The following is an 18,483-nucleotide window of genomic DNA, read 5'->3' on the forward strand; positions in this document are numbered from 1 at the left end:
CCCCCAGGTTTTCAAAACCTTTGAGGTTTATTTTTTTGTAGAAAGATTTCTTTAAATCGTTTGCAGGCTTTTAGAATCTATATTCTCTGAAATCTCTTCTTCAATGCCTTGCCAAAGTTCTAACCGGGCATCAAGCGCTTCTTCTGCGGTGCGTTTTACTTCCTCCCATTTCTCCTCATCATTTCCACAGAGTTCTTCTACCATTTTAAAGGCCATAGGCCCGTGCTCGTCACCATCCAGTTCTATATGACGATCAAAATAATATTTAAATAGACTTAAATCTTCTTTTGGAAAATTCTGCTGTATATTTTCTATGATAGACGTGAACATTCCGGGAATGAGTCCTTCGCGCCCGAAGGTAAAGGCTGAGGCAATTTTATGAGGTTTTTCTTCTGAAATTACTTCAAAGGTATTTTTTAGAAATATCTTAATATTAAGCGGGAGTTTGGTAGCTGCAATCAATAAAAAAATATCGGTGCCGTGGTGAACCTGGAGTAGAAAGTCTTTGATCCTGCCGGTATCGGCGCCACTTTTTTCCATTGCATCCAGGTACATTTCAAAATGGCTTTGATGATCGCCGAAGTAATTCACATCGGTTTCTTCAGCAAGTACTATTTCATTGATTAAATAACGAGTTTCAGGATTGCCTACAGGCACCCAGGGATTGATAGTTTTGGTAAGTTTTTCCTGTAAAGCGGTAAGTAAAGACATGAAATCCCACACAGCAAAAACATGATGCTCCATAAAGATTTGAAGGTGCTTTGGAGTCGTTATTTTTTGATATAAAGAATGATCTAAAAGTTGGTTTATTTTAGGCTGTAGCGCCTTATTTACCTCGTTTATTTTATTTTTATCTCCCATTTTGCAAAAATAAGATTCTCTTTAGGATTTATAAAATTTAAACATTCATTTAAAACTGAATTAACGCTCAATTTCAGCTTTTTGAAGTATATTCAAAATATGGCGAAACAGTTTTTAAATTCATATAATGTCATTGTTTTTTATTCAAATAAATCAAAAGATTATTTGCAAATAGACGGTGTTGTGGCTAAAAATCCCAAACCTCTTAAAAAAGAATGCTGTGAAAAATATAAAAAGGGCAAACGCTGTAAACGCTGCCCTTGTTTTGATTTGTTGTAATGATTGAGATTATTTCGCGTCATCCTGAACTTGTTTCAGGATCTAATATGTTGTGTTTTAACAAGCTTAGATGCTGAAATGAATTCAGCATGACGATTTGTATTTAGTAAAATGTCTTTTTATTGAAAAGCTGGGATCCCGGTAATATCCATTCCCGTAATTAACAGGTGAATATCGTGTGTGCCTTCATAAGTAATTACACTTTCCAGGTTCATCATATGGCGCATAATGCTGTATTCTCCGGTAATTCCCATTCCGCCTAGAATTTGTCTTGCTTCCCGGGCTATTTTTATAGCCATTTCCACATTATTTCTTTTGGCCATAGAGATTTGAGCGGAAGTTGCTTTTCCTTCGTTTTTAAGAACACCCAGTCTCCACGCCATAAGCTGCGCTTTGGTGATCTCGGTGATCATTTCTGCTAATTTTTTCTGCTGAAGTTGTGTGCCGGCAATTGGTTTGTCAAATTGCACTCGCTCTTTTGCATAGCGCAAAGCGGTATCATAACAATCCATTGCTGCGCCAATAGCTCCCCAGGCAATTCCGTAGCGGGCAGAATCAAGACAACCTAATGGAGCGCCAAGTCCGCTTTTATTTGGCATTAGGTTTTCTTTTGGCACCTTTACATTATCAAAAATAAGTTCGCCGGTTGCGCTGGCTCGAAGTGACCATTTATTATGAGTTTCAGGAGTAGAAAAGCCTTCCATTCCTCTTTCTACGATAAGTCCGTGAATACGGCCGTTTTCATCTTTTGCCCACACTACTGCAATATCTGCAAAAGGTGCATTAGAGATCCACATTTTAGCCCCATTTAGTAAATAATGATCGCCTTTATCTTTAAAGTTGGTGGTCATCCCGCCGGGATTAGAACCGTGATCTGGCTCGGTAAGCCCAAAACATCCCATAAATTCTCCCGAGGCTAATTTTGGTAAGTATTTTTTGCGTTGTTCTTCGGTACCGTACTTATAAATAGGAAACATTACCAGGGAGCTTTGAACAGATGCGGTAGAGCGAACCCCACTGTCACCTCGTTCAATTTCCTGCATGATAAGTCCGTATGAGATTTGATCCAGACCGGCACCTCCATATTCTTCCGGGATATAAGGGCCAAAAGCTCCAATTTCAGCTAAACCGCTAATTATAGATTTAGGGAATTCTGCTTTTTGAGCAGCATCTTCAATTATTGGAGAAATTTCGCGTTTCACCCATTCTCTGGCGGCATCGCGAACTATCTTATGTTCATCGGTAAGCAGCTCATCAATATTATAATAATCTGGAGCCTGGAAGTTATCTGTTCTCATTTGTGTGGTGTTTTACACAAATGTAACTAAGCTTTTTAAAGCAAACAATTTTAAGATTATAATTTAAGATAGAAGTCTTTTACAAGCTTTTTATAAGCATCTGTATAATTATGCCGTGAAATTTCAATGATTAGTTCATTTTCTTTAAGCTGCTCCTTTTTGAAATTGAAGCTCAGTAAACTTCTTTTTATTGCTGATGTTTCATTTCCGCGCACCCTGGTGATTTTCTTCGGAAAAAGCCCAAATTCACTGGCCAGGCTTATAAAATTTGTTTCTTCTTTATGCGGAATAATCGTATTGAATTCCCCATCCGGATGAAGTAATTTTGAAACACCTTCAAGTAATTCTGAAAAAGGCAGGGCTTCAGCAAAACGGGCTTTATTTCTACTTGCGCTTTCTGAAGTATAATCTTCAGCATAAAATGGCGGATTTGAAATAATTAGCTCGTACTTGTCTTCATCCTGCATTTCTTCTACATATTCATCAAAAGCGGCGTGATAGCAAAATAGCCTGTCTCCCCATTGGCTTTGTTCAAAATTGTCTACAGCTTGTTCGTAAGCATCCTCGTCAATTTCTAAAGCATCAATAAGAAGGGCAGGGGAGCGTTGTGCGAGCATTAATGCAATTAAACCGGTTCCTGTGCCAATATCAAGAATACTGTCTGGTTGATGCTCCAGGGAAGCCCAGGCACCTAGTAAAACGCCGTCGGTGCCAATTTTCATGGCGCAGCGATCTTGTTCTATCTTGAATTCTTTAAACTGAAATGCTTTTTCTGACATTTGATAAAATTAAAAAAACCGCTCCAGATTAATGAAGCGGTTTTAGATTTATTGGGATTTCCGCCTGCGCGGAAATGACAAATTTTAATTACTCTCCTAAAGCAACTCTTTTGAAACCTACAACAGTAAGATCTGAATCTACAGATTTTACGTAGTCTGCAACGCTCTGTTTTCCGTCTTTGATAAACGCCTGGTTAACCAAAGTATTGTCTTTAAAGTAACGCTGAATTTTTCCTTTTGCTATTTTGTCTAGCATTTCTTCAGGTTTACCTTCCTGGCGAAGCGTATCTTTGGCGATCTCTACTTCTTTATCTATGGTTTCCTGGTCTACACCTTCTTCGTTAAGTGCGATAGGGTTCATAGCGGCAGCTTGCATAGAAACGTTTTTTGCAGCTTCATCTGCACCTTCAACATTCTTAGAAAGACCGGTGATTACAGCAATTTTGTTTCCTGCGTGAATATAAGAACCTACAAACGGAGCTTCTAAAGTTTTAAAAGCACCAATTTCTATTTTCTCACCAATTACACCAGTTTGCTCAGTTAATTTATCTTCAACTGAAATCCCGTTGTAATCTGCTTTAAGCAATTCTTCTTTTGAAGAAACAGTAAGTGCGATATCTGCGAAATTGTTTGCCATTTTTACGAAATCATCGTTTTTAGCAACAAAGTCGGTTTCACAGTTAAGAGAGATGATAATACCTTTGGTGTTATCGTCGTTTACCTTAGCAATTGCAGCACCTTCGGCTGAATCTCTATCGGCTCTCTTAGCAGCAACTTTTTGACCTTTTTTACGAAGTACTTCAATAGCCTTGTCAAAATCACCATCTGCCTCTACAAGTGCTTTTTTACAATCCATCATACCGGCACCGGTAGCTTTTCTTAATTTGTTTACTTCTGCGGCGGTTATCTTAGCCATAGTATTGTTTTTTATTTAAAAAAGTCGCTTAGAGACCAACTGTTAGGAAAGAAACTAAACGACTTTTTGAATGTTATAAAATGTTATTTTATTCTTCTTCGTTAGATGAAGCTTTGTCTAAAGTTTCTTTCTTAGACTCAAGTTTTACATCTTTCTTAGCTTCTTTCATTGCCTTTTTATCTTCAGCATCTTTAGAAGGAGCTTCAGCTTCTGGTTGCTTTACAGCAGCTTTTGGTGCTTTTGGCTCTTTTTCTTCTTTGTCAGCTTTCTCTTTTTTAGATTCTTTAGAAGCTTTTCTTTCAGTAAGGCCGTCTACAATAGAATCTGCAACATAAGAAACCACTTTGTTGATAGACTTTGAAGCATCGTCATTAGATGGAATTACGTACTCAACCTCACGAGGATCTGAGTTTGTATCTACCATAGCGAAAATTGGAATGTTTAATTTTTGAGCTTCTTTAATAGCAATGTGTTCACGAGTAATATCAACAACAAAAAGTGCTCCTGGAAGTCTGCTCATATCAGAAATAGAACCAAGGTTCTTTTCTAATTTAGCTCTTAAACGATCTACCTGAAGACGTTCTTTTTTAGAAAGTGTATTAAAGGTACCATCTTTCTTCATTCTATCAATAGAGGCCATTTTCTTAACGGCTCTACGAATAGTTACAAAGTTGGTAAGCATACCACCGGGCCAACGCTCGGTAATGTATGGCATATTTGCTTTTTCAGCTTGTTCGGCTACTATTTCTTTAGCTTGTTTCTTGGTAGCTACGAAAAGTATTTTTCTACCGCTGGCTGCAATTTTTGCAAGGGCATCACCTGCCTCCTGCATTTTAGCAGCACTCTTATATAAGTTGATGATGTGAATCCCATTGCGCTCCATATAGATATATGGGGCCATATTTGGGTTCCATCTTCTTGTAAGGTGTCCAAAATGTACACCTGCATCAAGTAATTCTTTTACTTCTACTTTGTTTGCCATTTTTGTAATAGTTTACGTTCTGTTGAAGATAGCAACAAGTAAGTGGCTGTTTTTATAAACACGGCCTTACCTGTTTAGATGCTAAACTAACTTCCGCTGGCAGCGGAATAACAACAAAAATCTTTTTAATATTAAATGAACTTTGGAATATAAATTCCAATAAAAATTAACGTTTAGAGAACTGAAATTTCTTACGAGCTTTCTTCTGTCCAAACTTCTTACGCTCTACCATTCTTGGGTCTCTGGTCATTAAACCTTCTGGCTTTAAAACCGCTCTGTTCTCTGCATCCAGTTCTACCATTGCTCTTGCAAGTGCAAGACGAATAGCTTCTGCCTGTCCTGTAATACCACCACCGTAAACATTTGCTCTTACGTCAAAGTTATCGTCATTACCGGTAAGGTTAAGGGCCTGGTTTACTTTGTAAAGTAAAGGACCTGTGGTAAAGTAGTCTTTAAGGTCTTTTTTGTTTACGCTAAATTTTCCGCTTCCTTCAGAAACATAAACACGCGCAACCGCCGTTTTTCTACGGCCAATTTTGTGAATAACCTCCATTACTTAAGATCGTTTAAGTTAATAGTTTTAGGCTTTTGTGCAGTGTGATCGTGTTCTGATCCTGCGTAAACCTTTAAATTTCTAAATAGGTCTGCTCCAAGTTTGTTCTTTGGTAACATTCCTTTTACTGATTTTTCGATAAGTCTCTCTGGATTCTTTTCGAATAATTCAGCTGCTGTTAGACTTTTTTGTCCACCCGGGTAGCCGGTGTGACGAATGTATTCTTTCGAATCCCATTTCTTACCGGTTAAGTTGATCTTTTCTGCATTGGTAACGATTACGTTATCACCACAATCAACGTGCGGGGTGAAGTTAGGTTTGTGCTTACCTCTTAGTAGCTTGGCTACTTTAGAAGCTAGTCGGCCCAACGTCTGTCCTTCAGCATCTACGTGTACCCATTCTTTGGTCACGGTAGCCTTGTTGGCTGATACTGTTTTGTAGCTTAATGTGTCCACACTAATTAAATTTACTTATTATTAAACATTCCATTCCCATTCCCAGCATAAATCATGTCGGGAAATCGGGGTGCAAATGTACAATTATAAATTCATATAGCAAATCCGAAATTAATTAATTTATTTTGAGGGATATAGCTGCGGAACATAATTTCATAAATGAATAAAATCTTTTCAATTTTAGGTTATAAGTTTCCCTTTGCGGCTTATTTCCTACCTATTCCTATTATCTTAAATCGATAAAACGCACATAATGAATGTTAAACGGTAATTTTTATGTTAATAAAGTCATAAAAATCTTTAAATACTCCTTAGCTTTGTCCTCTCAAATTGATTTAGCTATGAAAAACCTACTTAGATTAAAAAGCCTCTTTATATTAGGAATTATCTTTAGTATAGCATCTTGTGAGCCTAACCAGGATCATGTTGCCGAAACTGAGGTGAATAATTTAAATGCTACTGCTAACATTTCTACAGAAGATCTTGAAGGCGAATGGATACTTTCAGCAATGCAAACAGATACTGTGGTAGATCTTAATAACGATGGAGTGTTTAATTCCAATATTTTATTAGAAACTAATTGTTTCCAGGATATGGGAGTAACTTACAATGCAGATGGAAGTATGACTACTACGAATTCTAAACTTGATTTTAAAGCCGGTGTTAGTAATGATGATTTTAAATGCCTTTCAGGAAGAACAGATACCGGGAGCTGGGATGTTGAAAATGTAAATAACGACGAACGTCTTATTATTACGATGACTATTGATGGAACTACTCGTACCCACAGCAGAATTTTAGAAAGAACTGCCAATACGTTTGCTTTCGAAATCAGCAAATTTGAATCTGAACAATATTATGGAAATCCGGACGGGACGGATGCCGAAGAGGTTACCGTTTTATCTTTAGAATATACAAGAGTGAACTAACCTAACCAATCTTTTTAGTGTTAGATAGAAAAACCTCGCAACCAAAGTTGCGAGGTTTTTTGTTTTACTCGATAATCGAGATTAAATGCTCCGAGGCTTGCCTCGAAATCAAATTATATTTTCCAATTATAATGCTTCGGGAGCTTGCTCTGAAGTTGTTTACTAAAGATTGCTTCATTCGTGCCTCCATGGCAATGACGGAGAAATTCTAATGCGCTTCCAGCCAGTTATTGCCTTCTCCTAATTCTACATCTAAAGGAACTTCCAGTTTGTAGGCGTTCTCCATTTCAAACTGAATCATTTTCTTTACTTCTTCAACTTCGTCTTTATGGGCGTCAAAAACCAATTCATCATGCACCTGGAGTAACATTTTGGTTTTAAACTTGCCTTCTGTAAGTTTTCGGTAAATATTAATCATTGCCAATTTAATAATATCTGCTGCGCTACCCTGTATTGGTGCATTAACCGCGTTCCTTTCTGCAGCGCCACGCACTACGGCATTTTGTGAATTGATATCTTTCAAATATCGCCTTCTGCCTAAAATGGTTTCCACATAACCGTTCTCCCTGGCAAAAGCGACCTGGTCTGCAATGTATCCGGTTAATTTAGGATAGGTTTTATAATAGGTGTCTATAAGTTCTTTTGCTTCGGCACGAGATAAATTGGTCTGATTGCTTAAACCGAAAGCTGAAACGCCATAAATAATTCCAAAGTTCACAGTTTTAGCATTGCTTCTTTGCTCGCGGGTTACTTCATCTATATTTACATTAAAAACCTGGGCGGCGGTAGAAGCGTGAATATCTTTGCCTTCTTTAAAGGCTTTTATCATATTATCTTCTTCGCTAAGCGCCGCGATAATTCGCAATTCAATTTGAGAATAATCGGCAGCGAGTAGAATATGATTTTCGTCCCGCGGAACAAAAGCTTTTCTCACCTGGCGACCACGCTCGGTTCTAATTGGTATATTTTGAAGGTTAGGATTGTTGGAACTCAATCTGCCCGTAGCTGCAATAGTTTGTACATAATCGGTATGAATTCTGCCGGTAGCTTTCTGTACCTGGTTTGGTAAAGAATCTACATAAGTATTTTGGAGTTTTACCAAAGCACGATACATTAAAACATCTTCCACGATCTTATGCTCTTTAACTAAAACCGAGAGTACATCTTCGCTGGTTGAGTATTGTCCTGTTTTGGTCTTTTTGGGTTTCTTAACCAATTCCATTTTTTCAAACAGGATAAGTCCTAATTGTTTTGGGGAGCTGATCTTAAATTCTTCTCCTGCTTCTTTATATATACTTTGTTCCAGTTCCTTAATATCGCTATCCAGAGCATCAGAAAGGGATTTTAGGAAATTTTCGTCTAATTTTATGCCTTCCAGTTCCATTGCGGCAAGCACTCTAACCAGCGGAATTTCAATTTCATCAAAAAGCTTTCGGGTTTCTGCTTCTTTTAATTCCTGCTCAAAGAATTTTTTAAGCTGAAGGGTGACATCGGCATCTTCAACGCCATATTCGGTCTGCTCTTCAACCGGAACCTCTCGCATCGACTTTTGATTCTTTCCTTTTTTTCCTATTAATTCTGAAATAGGTTGCGGGGTATAATTAAGGTAAGTTTCGGCAAGTATATCCATATTATGACGCATATCTGGATTGATCAGGTAATGCGCGATCATGGTATCGAAAAGCTTTCCTTTTATTTTAATATTATATTTAGCTAAAACCTTAATATCATATTTAAGGTTCTGACCAATTTTTTCAATCTTTTCATCTTCAAAAAACGGTCTTAGCTCCTCAATAAGTTGCTGTGCTTCATCACGCTGTTCAGGAAAAGCCAGGTAAAAACCTTTTCCGGTTTCCCAGGAAAAAGCGATTCCAACCAGTTCTGCTTCCAGGGCGTTTAAGCTTGTTGTCTCGGTATCAACACAAACGCTTTTTTGTTTCATTAAATTCTTAAGAAACACTTCCCTGGCCATTTTAGTATTCAGGCTCTGGTATACGTGCGGAGTATCTTTTAAGGATTTCCTTCCGCCTGTGCTAGCTTCAATTTTTTCTGAATTATCACCGCCAAACAAAGAAAACTGTCCTTCCCCGGCTGTATTGGAAACTTTTTTGGCTGATGGAGAATTAGTGACCTGAGTTTGTTGTTGGTCTTCTTCGCCGCTAAATAATTTTATAAATTGGTCTTTAAGTCTTCTAAACTCAAGTTCATCAAAAATCTCCTGAACCTTCTCGGCATCTGGTTGAGAGAGTTCGTAATCTTCAGCGTGAAATTTCACATCACAATCGGTAAGAATGGCCGCGAGCTTTTTAGAAAGAATTCCCTGCTCGGCGTGGCTTTCTACCTTTTCCTTCATTTTTCCCTTTAACTGGTCGGTATTGGCCAGTAATTCTTCCATACTTCCAAATTGCTTCAGGAATTTTTTAGCGGTTTTTTCACCTACACCGGGAAGTCCGGGGATATTATCTACGGCGTCGCCCATCATTCCCAGGAAATCTATCACCTGCTCGGGACGTTCTACTCCAAATTTCTTCTGAACTTCAGGAATACCCCAAATTTCAATTCCGTTACCCATTCTGGCCGGGCGGTACATAAAAATATTTTCGGTTACCAATTGGGCAAAATCCTTATCCGGGGTTACCATAAAAACCTGGTAGTTTTCTTTCTCGGCTTGTTGGGCAAGGGTGCCAATAATATCATCGGCTTCACATCCGGGTAGTACAACTACGGGAATATGCATAGCATTTAAGATATCCTGAATAATAGGAATTGCATCTTTTATAGGTTCCGGGGTAGCATCGCGATTAGCTTTGTATTCAGCGAACATTTCTGTTCTTACCTGGCTGCCTTCTTTATCGAAACAAACGGCAAGATGATCTGGTTTTTCACGTCTAATTACATCGAAAAGGGAATTCATAAAACCCATTATCGCTGAAGTGTCAAAACCTTTAGAATTAATCCTGGGGTTTTTAATAAAAGCGTAATAACCTCTAAAAATCAGGGCATAGGCATCAACAAGAAACAGGCGTTTTTGAGCAGACATATATTTTGGAATATTATTTTTTCTGAATATCCCAAAACTACAAAGATATTATCATACAGGCTTTAGGCGTTCTTAAAAACTTGTCTATTAAAAAATCTAAGCAATTAAGAGAATTAGGCTGCTGCTACTTTTCTTCTTTTATTGCTGTATGCATAATAAAATATGTAAGCGTAGCAAGCCATTACCAGAATCAACGCTACATTAAAATTGAATGAATCGGTTAAGTATCCATATGCCGGCGGAATTATTGCACCACCTACAATCATAGTACATAATACTCCAGATCCTTGCGCTTTATCATCGCCTAATCCGTCTAAAGCAAGGCTAAAAATTGTGGGGAACATAATGGAGTTAAACAATCCTACCGCGATAATGGTCCACATAGCAGCCAGGCCAACCGAGAAATTTGAGATTAAGATCATACCAATCGCACCGATGGCAAAAATGCTTAAGATTTTTGCAGGATTAAAAATTGAGGTGAGGTAAGAACCAATAAATCTCCCAATCATTGCTCCTGTCCAGTAGAAGGTCACGAAAACTCCCACTACGGCCATATCGCTGGAAGCTGAAACACCTGTGGTCAAGATCCATTCGGCAATGGTTCGCATAAAGGAAGTTTCCCTTACCGTAGCGGCAAGATCAAGGCTCAAGAAATAATTCACCATATAACTTCCCAGTGCAACTTCAGCTCCCACATAGCAAAATAAACCAATGGCGCCTAGAATAAGATTTCTATTTTTTAAGACTTTTCGATAGTCATTGGAGGCCTCTTTGTCACCAACTTTTGGAAGTTTTACAAAAAAGAAAACCAGAGCGATTATAACTATAAAAGCTGCAATCCCTAGAAATGGGGTTTGCACTGCTGCAGCCTCAGCTACTAAATAACTTTCCTGAGCAGGAGTATCCAGAGCTTCAATTTCAGCGCTTGTTTTTACTTTATCCTGAAGAATAAAAAGTGCGCCTAAAGCCGGTGCAATAGCGGTTCCGAGGGAATTAAAAGCCTGTGAAAGGTTCAATCTACTGGAAGCGGTTTTTTCAGGACCAAGAATGGTTACATATGGGTTGGCAGCTACCTGAAGAATAGTGATCCCGGCAGCAAGCGTAAAATAACCTAACATGAAAATTCCGAAGACGCGATAGGAAGCAGCGGGATAGAAAAGGAGACAACCCAGTGCCATTGTACCTAAACCAAGAATAATTCCTCGTTTATATCCAATTTTTGATAAAATATAGCCTGCCGGAATGGAGAGTAAGAAATAGGCCCCAAAAAAGGCGAATTGCACCATCCCTGCCTGGAAATATGAAAGCGTGAAAACCTCTCGAAGTCTTGGAATAAGTGAATCTACAAGAACGGTGATAAATCCCCAAAGGAAGAAAAGTATGGTTACAAAGATAAATGCGGTGCGATAAGATTTTTTCTGTTCCATTTACAAATAAGATTGACTGGGGTTGTTGGTGTTTTTGTTGTCTTGGTATTTAGCATACGAAAAGCCTTCGTGAATGCAATATGAACCTATTTCCCCATTTTTATTTAAAGCTATAAATGCAGCTTGAAAATCTTTGTAATTCGGGTTTTGTTTAATAATTCGCTGCACGGCAATTTCACAGGCTTCCTGCGGGCTTTTACCCTGGCGCATTAATTCTACGATAAGAAAACTGCTTACACTCTTCATAATTGCTTCGCCCATTCCGGTAGCAACTGCGCCCCCAATTTCATTGTCAAGATACAGGCCGGCACCTATAATAGGAGAATCCCCAACCCGGCCATTCATCTTATATGCCAGGCCAGATGTAGTGCAAGCGCCAGCAATATCACCTTTTTCGTCAAGGCAAAGCATCCCAATGGTATCGTGATTCTCAATATTGATGATAGGTTTATATTCTTTTTTCTCCAGCCATTTTTTCCAGTTTTCTTCAGATTCTTTAGTCAGTAAATTTTTCCGCTTAAATCCCTGCTGAATAGCAAACTGCAAAGCGCCTTCTCCGGCTAACATTACGTGCGGGGTTTCTTCCATAACCTTCCTGGCTACCGAAACCGGGTGCTCAATTTCTTTTAAATAAACTACGCTGCCACAGTCTCCTGAAGGTGACATTATGCAGGCATCTAAAGTGACGTTACCCTCCTTGTCTGGTGCGCCGCCATTTCCTACGGTAGTATTTTTTAGATTGGCTTCCTCAACTCTTACACCTTGTTCGGCTGCATCTAAGGCTGAAGCTCCTTTGTAAAGAAGCTCACCGGCAGTTTTGCTGGCTTCGTGAAAATTCCAGGTGGCCACACAAATAGGAGTGGGTTTTTCCTGTTTTTTAAAGGTGGAAGCATTTAAATTATGGGTAACAGGTAATAGGCTAAGGCCGGCACCAGAGATCCCGGCAGCTTTTATAAAATTCCTTCGTTTCATCACTAGATTGATTATAATTGAAAAGCCCTGAAAAATACTTCTTATTGAGAGTATAGTCAAATTTTATAGCTAAACAACATTTCTGGCACTATTTAGGTTCAGATTATTTCAGGGTTTAGGCTTGTGACAGGCGTTAAATTAAACCTAAACCAAATTTATAAAGTGATGATTAAAAGTATATTCGCAAAAATTTAGGATTGCTCATGCGTTGGATAATTTTCATAGTTTTTTTCTTATTAATTGAGATTTATGCCTACCAGGCATTAAAAACCATAACCCGAAATTACTGGGTGGTAATCCTGTATTTTGTGGTTACCCTTGCGGTATTTACTAACTTTCTTTATCAATGGTTAACACCGGTGGAAGGGAGCGTTCTCACAGGGGCACGAGGCTACGCTTTTGGCTTTTTACTTTCGGTAATGCTTTTTAAACTTATTCTAACCTTAATAATGTTTGGGGAAGATATTTTTAGATTGGGAGCCGGTGGATTTGAGAAATTATTTTCTGCAAAAGGAGATTTTTCACTGCCATCCAGGAGAAAATTTTTAAGTCAGTTAGCCATGGGAATAGCTGCCATTCCACTAGCTTCGGTTTTATATGGAATGTACCAGGGCAGGTATAATTTCAGGGTACTTAATTATACACTTTATTTTGATGATCTACCTGAAGCTTTTGATGGTTACCGGCTAGCGCAAATTAGTGACATTCATAGCGGAAGTTTTGATAATGAAAAAAAGATAAAATACGGGGTAGATCTTCTAAATGAACAGGAAACCGATATGGTGGTTTTTACTGGAGATTTGGTGAATAACGAAGCTTCAGAAATGGAACCCTGGAAGGAATTATTTGGGCAAATAAAGGCTAAAGACGGTGTTTATTCTATCCTTGGAAATCACGATTATGGAGATTATAAAAGCTGGAGTTCTCCTGAAGCGAAAAAACAAAATTTAGACACCCTAAAAGATACTCACGCCATAATGGGCTGGAAGCTTTTGCTAAATGAGCACAAACTTATTGAGCGCAATGGAGAAAAGATCGCTTTAGTAGGAGTGGAAAATTGGGGTGCCGGCGGATTTAAAAAAGATGGAGACCTCGATAAAGCAGGAGCAGGTTTAAACGAAAAAGATTTTAAAGTATTACTGAGTCACGATCCTTCTTACTGGCAGGAAAAGATTAAAAATGATAAAAAGAATTATCATTTAACGCTTAGCGGGCATACCCACGGAATGCAGTTTGGGATTGAAATTCCCGGTTGGTTCAAGTGGAGTCCAGTGCAGTACCGTTACCAAAATTGGGCTGGAATATATGAGGAATTTGGTCGTTATATTAATGTAAATCGCGGCTTTGGTTATTTGGCTTTTCCCGGAAGAGTGGGAATTTGGCCAGAAATAAGCGTAATTGAACTCAAAAAAGGCCTAAAACCTGCATAATCTGCAGAATTTACTATATTTGAGTTAGTGATTTCTCCGGAAAATTAACCAGGTGAGTTTAGAGATTATTAACCTCGTTTTAAAAAATGAAATTGAGGGTGAAATTTAATTTAAAGAAAAAGCTACATGTCAAAATTTGGTGAACTAATAGATCTCAATATTCCGGTGTTGTTGGATTTTTATACCGAATGGAACGAGGATTCGAAAACTATGAACCCGGTTTTGCGGGAAGTTGCCGCCTCCATGGGTAACAAGGTGAAGGTGATAAAAATAGATGTAGATAAAAATTCTCAGCTCGCAGAAGCGCTTAGGGTAAAGACTTTACCTACGCTTATGATCTATAAATCTGGGGAGATGAAGTGGCGCCAAAGCGGTGAGCAGGATGCTGCAACTCTTGTAGGTATTCTTAAAGAGTATGTTTAAAGAGCTTTAAAATCAAAGCCTTTTTCGGCGTAATAATCCAATACTTTTGGTAGCGTAAATTTTAGACTTTCTGAAGCTTTAATACTGTCGTGAAAAACAATAGTGCTTCCTGCTGAAGCATTTTTCAGCACATTGCTTAAACATTTATCTTTAGATATCCTGGTATCAAAATCTCCACTTATTACGTCCCACATCACTATTGTGTAATTCTGCTTTACAAGTTTTGCAGCCTGTGAGTTTTTAATCTTTCCGAAAGGAGGTCTAAAGAGTTTGGTTTTTTGAGGACTAAATTTTTCAATTTCTTTTTCTGCTAAAAGCGTGTTTTCAATATATTTTTCTTCGGAAGTTTTCCACCCGTTTAAATGATTAAATGTGTGGTTGGCTACCTTATGTTTTTCTTTTATTATTTGCTGAAATACTTCGGGATGTTTTCTAATATTATCTCCTATACAAAAGAAAGTGGCTTTTGCATTATACTGTTTTAAAATATCTAAAACCCAGGGCGTGATCTCAGGAATTGGGCCATCATCAAAGGTGAGATAAATGGTTTTTTCGGCTTTAATTTTGGTGATTCTATTTGGGTAGAGTTTTTTTAGAAGAAGAGGATATTTGATGAAAAACGGGTTCATATTCAGGCACCAGGTTTTATAACAGTGGGTTCAAGATACAGTTTTAAACTAAAAAACCTGTAAAGCGATATGGCCTTACAGGTTTGTTTTTACAATTCTAATAGTTTTTATTCCGAAGAATCTATTCTAAGTGAATTATTTCCTCCATTTAATTCGGAATTCATTCCTTCTTCAATGAGTGTTTCTTCTGGATCTGCAGGAGTTATTTCTTCTTCTTCTTCTCCATAAAAATGGCGAAACATTTCCAGGTGTTCATTAAACTCATCGGCTTTTTCTTCTAGAATTTCTTCATCCTGATGCACTACAAGTAAATCTACCAGAGCTCTATAGCGTTCAATATTAGATACAATTTCGTTAAAATAACGGTATTGCCTATCTATATCCCAGCTGCTATAATACTCTAAATTTTCTTTATAATGCGTGGCGATCTTCTCCCAGATTTCCCGGGCTTTTTCGGGTTCACCAACTTCATAATAACCGGTAACATAAGGCTCCAGTAAAGCGTAGTAATTATAATGTTCTACCGGCATATTCTCCATTGCTAGATCAAGTACTTTTTTAGCTCGCGTGGTATCTTGCTCGTTTAACAGGTTTTCTACCAGCCTGGCCAGGTTACTCCTGTAGGTAATAGAATTTCTGCGAGTTTCAGGATCATGGTAAATATCGTCTGATCCCATATTACCCCAATCCCAGTTCATCACAATATCATACATTTTATCGGTATTGATACGTCCCATATCGTAAGGATTTCTAGGATCTACCGGAGTTTTTATTGGTACTAATTTATAAGCAACTCCTTCTAACTGAAGATATTCTTTCATCCAGAGATAGTCTTCGTCTTTAAAGCTTCCGCCGGAGAAATAAATTGGCCTTTCCCAATTATTGTTAGCAAGAATATCCAGCATCATCAAGGTGTTTTTGTAAATAACCTGGGTGTCGAGGTTAATAGCAATTTCATCTACAATTTGATCTGCAAAACGTTCATCTACAATTCCATTTTCCAAAACAGTTTCTTTATCTACCGGAATACTTACATTTTTTGTAGGGAAAGTATTTATCATCTGTCCGCTTTGTAACTCGGCTTGAGTTCTTGGATCATCATTCTGAATATAATTTAACCAGGTTTTAAGCGGAATGGTATCCTTAGTCACCTCTTTAGCAAACACAGCATCATTAACACCGTTGTAATCTTCATTTTCAAACTGTGAAGGAATTGGATCACTCTCAAATGCTTTTCGCTTCATTTGGTCTATGTACCAATCTGTAGCAAAAAGACTGGTATTTACAATCCTCACATCGGTGCGGTAGCGCTCAATTTGCTGTACATACCATAGCGCAAAAGTATCATTATCACCAATGGTGAAAATTATACCATTTTCATCTATAGAATCCAGGTACATTTTAGCCATAGTAAGTGTAGTATCTCTACCGCTACGGTCATGATCGTCCCAATTTTCGGAAGCTAAAAGCACCGGCACCGCAAGTATTGAAGCAGCAATTACAATTGGCGCCGCAAGCTTTGGTTTTAGGAATTTCTTAGCCCAATCAAAGAGGGCATAGGCTCCGAAACCAATCCAAATCGCAAAAACGTAGAAGGAACCTACCAGGGCATAATCACGCTCACGTGGCTCAAAAGGTCTTTCGTTAAGGTATATTTTTAGAGCGATTCCTGTAAAAAGGAAAAACACGAGTAATACCCAGAAATTATTTTTATCTCGTTTAAACTGAAAAACGAGTCCTATTAAACCTAAAATTAGGGGTAAGAAATAATAAGTATTTCTCGCTTTATTATTTTTAACATCGCTGGGAAGATTGTCCTGAGGGCCAACATGCATCTCGTCTATAAAATCGATACCGCTGATCCAATTCCCGTTCATATCGGTATATTTCCCCTGGTTGTCGTCCTGGCGTCCAACAAAATTCCACATAAAATAACGCCAGTACATATACCCGATCTGGTATTCTAATAAATAGCCAATATTAGAAGCAAAAGATGGTTTTTCTACGTTCAGATATTCCCCAAATTGCCGTAAGAAATTATGGTAATCGCTATTATCCAGTTCTCCCTGCGCATAACGGTTTTGGAATTCGTTTACTGCGCTAACCAGCCTTTCTTCTCCCTGGTATTCCTGTTTTATGGTAAAATCCAGCGGACCGGTAAAATCCATATAGTTTGCCGCGTGTTGCGAACTCCACATTCTTGGTAAGAATGCTTTATGGGAGTCATCCAGGTTTTGCCTGGCATTCTTATAATCGTTTACAATAATATATTTTCCTGCTTCTTCGTCCTTTTCGTATTTCGGTTTGGCATCAGAGTAAGGATTGTCTTCATCTAAACCTGCATACATTTCTGAAAACTGCGGGCCGTAAAATAAATGTGTTTCCCCGTATTGTTCCCGATTGTAATAGGCTAGTAATTCACGAGCATTGTCGGGGCTGTTTTCATTAATAACTGTAGGGGCGTTAGATCTTATAGGAAGCATTACCCAACTTGAAAATCCTATTAGAATAAATAGAATGCAAAGAAATAAGGTGTTTAGCTGAAAATAATTTTTCTTTCGGGTATAATTAATTCCGAAGTAAAAGATGGCCACAATCACTAAAAGCGCGATCACGGTACCGGTGTTAAACGGTAGGCCAAGCGAATTAGTAAAGAACAATTCTGAAGCGGCAAAGAAAGTAAGCGTGTAAGGCAGAAGTAGTTTAAAGATGAACATCAAAACTGCCACTACTACGATATTCGCTATAATAAAATTCTTAACCGTAACTTTTTTATAATTTTTGAAGAAGTATAAAAAGCCGATAGCTGGAATAGTAAGCAGTCCCAAAAAGTGGACTCCAAAAGACAAGCCTACGACCAATGAGATTAGAATTAGCCATCGGTTTCCACGAGGTTTAAACATATCGCGTTCCCAAAGCAACCCTAAATAGAAGAGTAGGGCCATAAGGCAGGCCGCCATAGCATAAACTTCAGCCTCTACGGCGCTAAACCAAAAACTATCGGTATAGGTAAACGCTAAAGATCCAACAAGAGCGCTACCCAGAACAGCCATTTTATTGGCGGGTTTAAGTTTTTCTACGGGTCCTGCGATCTTTAAAACCAGTAAACTTATAGACCAGAACATGAAAAGTACGGCAAAAGCACTGGCGGCCCCAGACATAAAGTTTACCATTAGCGCAACCTGCGAATTATCTGGTGCGAAGGTGGAAAAGAATGCGCCCAGCATCTGGTATAAAGGCGCTCCCGGAGGGTGGCCTACTTCAAGATTTGCGGAAGTTGCAATATATTCTCCTGCATCCCAAAAGCTTGCTGTTGGTTCCAGGGTTAGGGTGTAAGTAGTAAGTGCAATTAAAAATACCAGCCATCCTAATATTTTATTCCACTTCCTGAAGCTAAAATCTGTCATTTTTGAGTAAAATTGAATCTTATGTGGCGAATTTAATAATAAAAATAAGAATGTTTTACTAACGGACTTTAAAACGAAATATTTTCTGAAAAGACTGAAAATA

16 protein-coding genes are annotated in these 18,483 nt (G+C 38.2%); 4 read left to right on the forward strand and 12 right to left on the reverse strand.

The features are described 5' to 3' along the window. Positions 1 to 51: 51 nt before the first annotated feature. The gene (locus B5440_RS09930; protein ID WP_070053485.1) at positions 52 to 861 is read right to left on the reverse strand and encodes a DUF3050 domain-containing protein; all 810 of its coding nucleotides are present in this window, start codon (positions 859 to 861) and stop codon (positions 52 to 54) included. 99 nt (positions 862 to 960) lie between these two features. Here B5440_RS09930 and B5440_RS09935 point away from each other — a divergent pair, with 99 nt between their 5' ends. Further along, positions 961 to 1,140 carry a hypothetical protein gene (locus B5440_RS09935; protein ID WP_037318993.1) on the forward strand — a complete coding sequence of 60 codons (180 nt, stop codon included), beginning with the start codon at positions 961 to 963 and terminating at the stop codon, positions 1,138 to 1,140. 119 nt (positions 1,141 to 1,259) lie between these two features. On the opposite strand, the gene B5440_RS09940 is transcribed toward B5440_RS09935, so the two are convergent. From B5440_RS09940 to rplM, 6 genes are all read right to left on the reverse strand, one after another. Beyond that, entirely contained in the window at positions 1,260 to 2,438 is a 1,179-nt protein-coding gene (locus B5440_RS09940; protein ID WP_070053484.1) for an acyl-CoA dehydrogenase family protein, read from the reverse strand. A 56-nt stretch (positions 2,439 to 2,494) separates the two neighbouring features. Continuing rightward, on the reverse strand, positions 2,495 to 3,217 hold the full coding sequence (locus B5440_RS09945; protein WP_070053483.1) for a tRNA1(Val) (adenine(37)-N6)-methyltransferase: 723 nt from the start codon (positions 3,215 to 3,217) through the stop codon (positions 2,495 to 2,497). 88 nt (positions 3,218 to 3,305) lie between these two features. Further along, positions 3,306 to 4,133 (reverse strand): translation elongation factor Ts, encoded by an 828-nt coding sequence (gene tsf / locus B5440_RS09950; RefSeq protein WP_070053482.1) that lies wholly within the window; start codon positions 4,131 to 4,133, stop codon positions 3,306 to 3,308. Positions 4,134 to 4,221: 88 nt separating this feature from the next. Then, a complete protein-coding gene (gene rpsB / locus B5440_RS09955; RefSeq protein WP_070053481.1) occupies positions 4,222 to 5,115 on the reverse strand; it encodes a 30S ribosomal protein S2 in 894 nt (297 codons plus the stop codon). Positions 5,116 to 5,281: 166 nt separating this feature from the next. Continuing rightward, a complete protein-coding gene (gene rpsI, locus B5440_RS09960; protein WP_057482614.1) occupies positions 5,282 to 5,668 on the reverse strand; it encodes a 30S ribosomal protein S9 in 387 nt (128 codons plus the stop codon). Further along, the gene (gene rplM, locus B5440_RS09965; protein ID WP_070053480.1) at positions 5,668 to 6,123 is read right to left on the reverse strand and encodes a 50S ribosomal protein L13; all 456 of its coding nucleotides are present in this window, start codon (positions 6,121 to 6,123) and stop codon (positions 5,668 to 5,670) included. The genes rpsI and rplM overlap by 1 nt, the downstream gene beginning before the upstream one ends. 341 nt (positions 6,124 to 6,464) lie before the next feature. Between rplM and B5440_RS09970 the strand changes: the two genes are divergently transcribed. Further along, a complete protein-coding gene (locus B5440_RS09970; protein ID WP_100970630.1) occupies positions 6,465 to 7,052 on the forward strand; it encodes a DUF5004 domain-containing protein in 588 nt (195 codons plus the stop codon). Between the two features lie 208 nt (positions 7,053 to 7,260). Here B5440_RS09970 and polA read toward each other — a convergent pair whose 3' ends face one another. From polA to B5440_RS09985, 3 genes are all read right to left on the reverse strand, one after another. Next, positions 7,261 to 10,092: a DNA polymerase I gene (gene polA / locus B5440_RS09975; protein ID WP_070053478.1), complete on the reverse strand. Its 2,832-nt coding sequence runs from the start codon at positions 10,090 to 10,092 to the stop codon at positions 7,261 to 7,263. A gap of 113 nt (positions 10,093 to 10,205) precedes the next feature. Further along, complete coding sequence (fucP, locus tag B5440_RS09980; protein ID WP_070053477.1) at positions 10,206 to 11,519, reverse strand: L-fucose:H+ symporter permease; 1,314 nt, start codon at positions 11,517 to 11,519, stop codon at positions 10,206 to 10,208. Further along, complete coding sequence (locus B5440_RS09985) at positions 11,520 to 12,491, reverse strand: glycosylasparaginase (protein WP_070053476.1); 972 nt, start codon at positions 12,489 to 12,491, stop codon at positions 11,520 to 11,522. It lies immediately after the preceding gene. Positions 12,492 to 12,694: 203 nt separating this feature from the next. On the opposite strand from B5440_RS09985, the gene B5440_RS09990 reads away from it, so the two are divergent. Beyond that, complete coding sequence (locus B5440_RS09990; RefSeq protein WP_070053475.1) at positions 12,695 to 13,921, forward strand: metallophosphoesterase; 1,227 nt, start codon at positions 12,695 to 12,697, stop codon at positions 13,919 to 13,921. Between the two features lie 126 nt (positions 13,922 to 14,047). After that, positions 14,048 to 14,344, forward strand: a complete 297-nt coding sequence (locus B5440_RS09995; protein WP_070053474.1) for a thioredoxin family protein — start codon at positions 14,048 to 14,050, stop codon at positions 14,342 to 14,344. On the opposite strand, the gene B5440_RS10000 is transcribed toward B5440_RS09995, so the two are convergent. Both B5440_RS10000 and B5440_RS10005 read right to left on the reverse strand, forming a co-directional pair. Then, positions 14,341 to 14,973 (reverse strand): polysaccharide deacetylase family protein, encoded by a 633-nt coding sequence (locus B5440_RS10000; RefSeq protein WP_070053473.1) that lies wholly within the window; start codon positions 14,971 to 14,973, stop codon positions 14,341 to 14,343. The two genes, B5440_RS09995 and B5440_RS10000, sit on opposite strands and share 4 nt — an antisense overlap. Positions 14,974 to 15,080: 107 nt before the next feature. Beyond that, positions 15,081 to 18,380: a DUF2723 domain-containing protein gene (locus B5440_RS10005; protein ID WP_070053472.1), complete on the reverse strand. Its 3,300-nt coding sequence runs from the start codon at positions 18,378 to 18,380 to the stop codon at positions 15,081 to 15,083. Between the last annotated feature and the right edge of the window lie 103 nt (positions 18,381 to 18,483).

Origin of the sequence: Salegentibacter salarius (genome assembly GCF_900168265.1) — a bacterium.
Taxonomy (GTDB): domain Bacteria; phylum Bacteroidota; class Bacteroidia; order Flavobacteriales; family Flavobacteriaceae; genus Salegentibacter; species Salegentibacter salarius.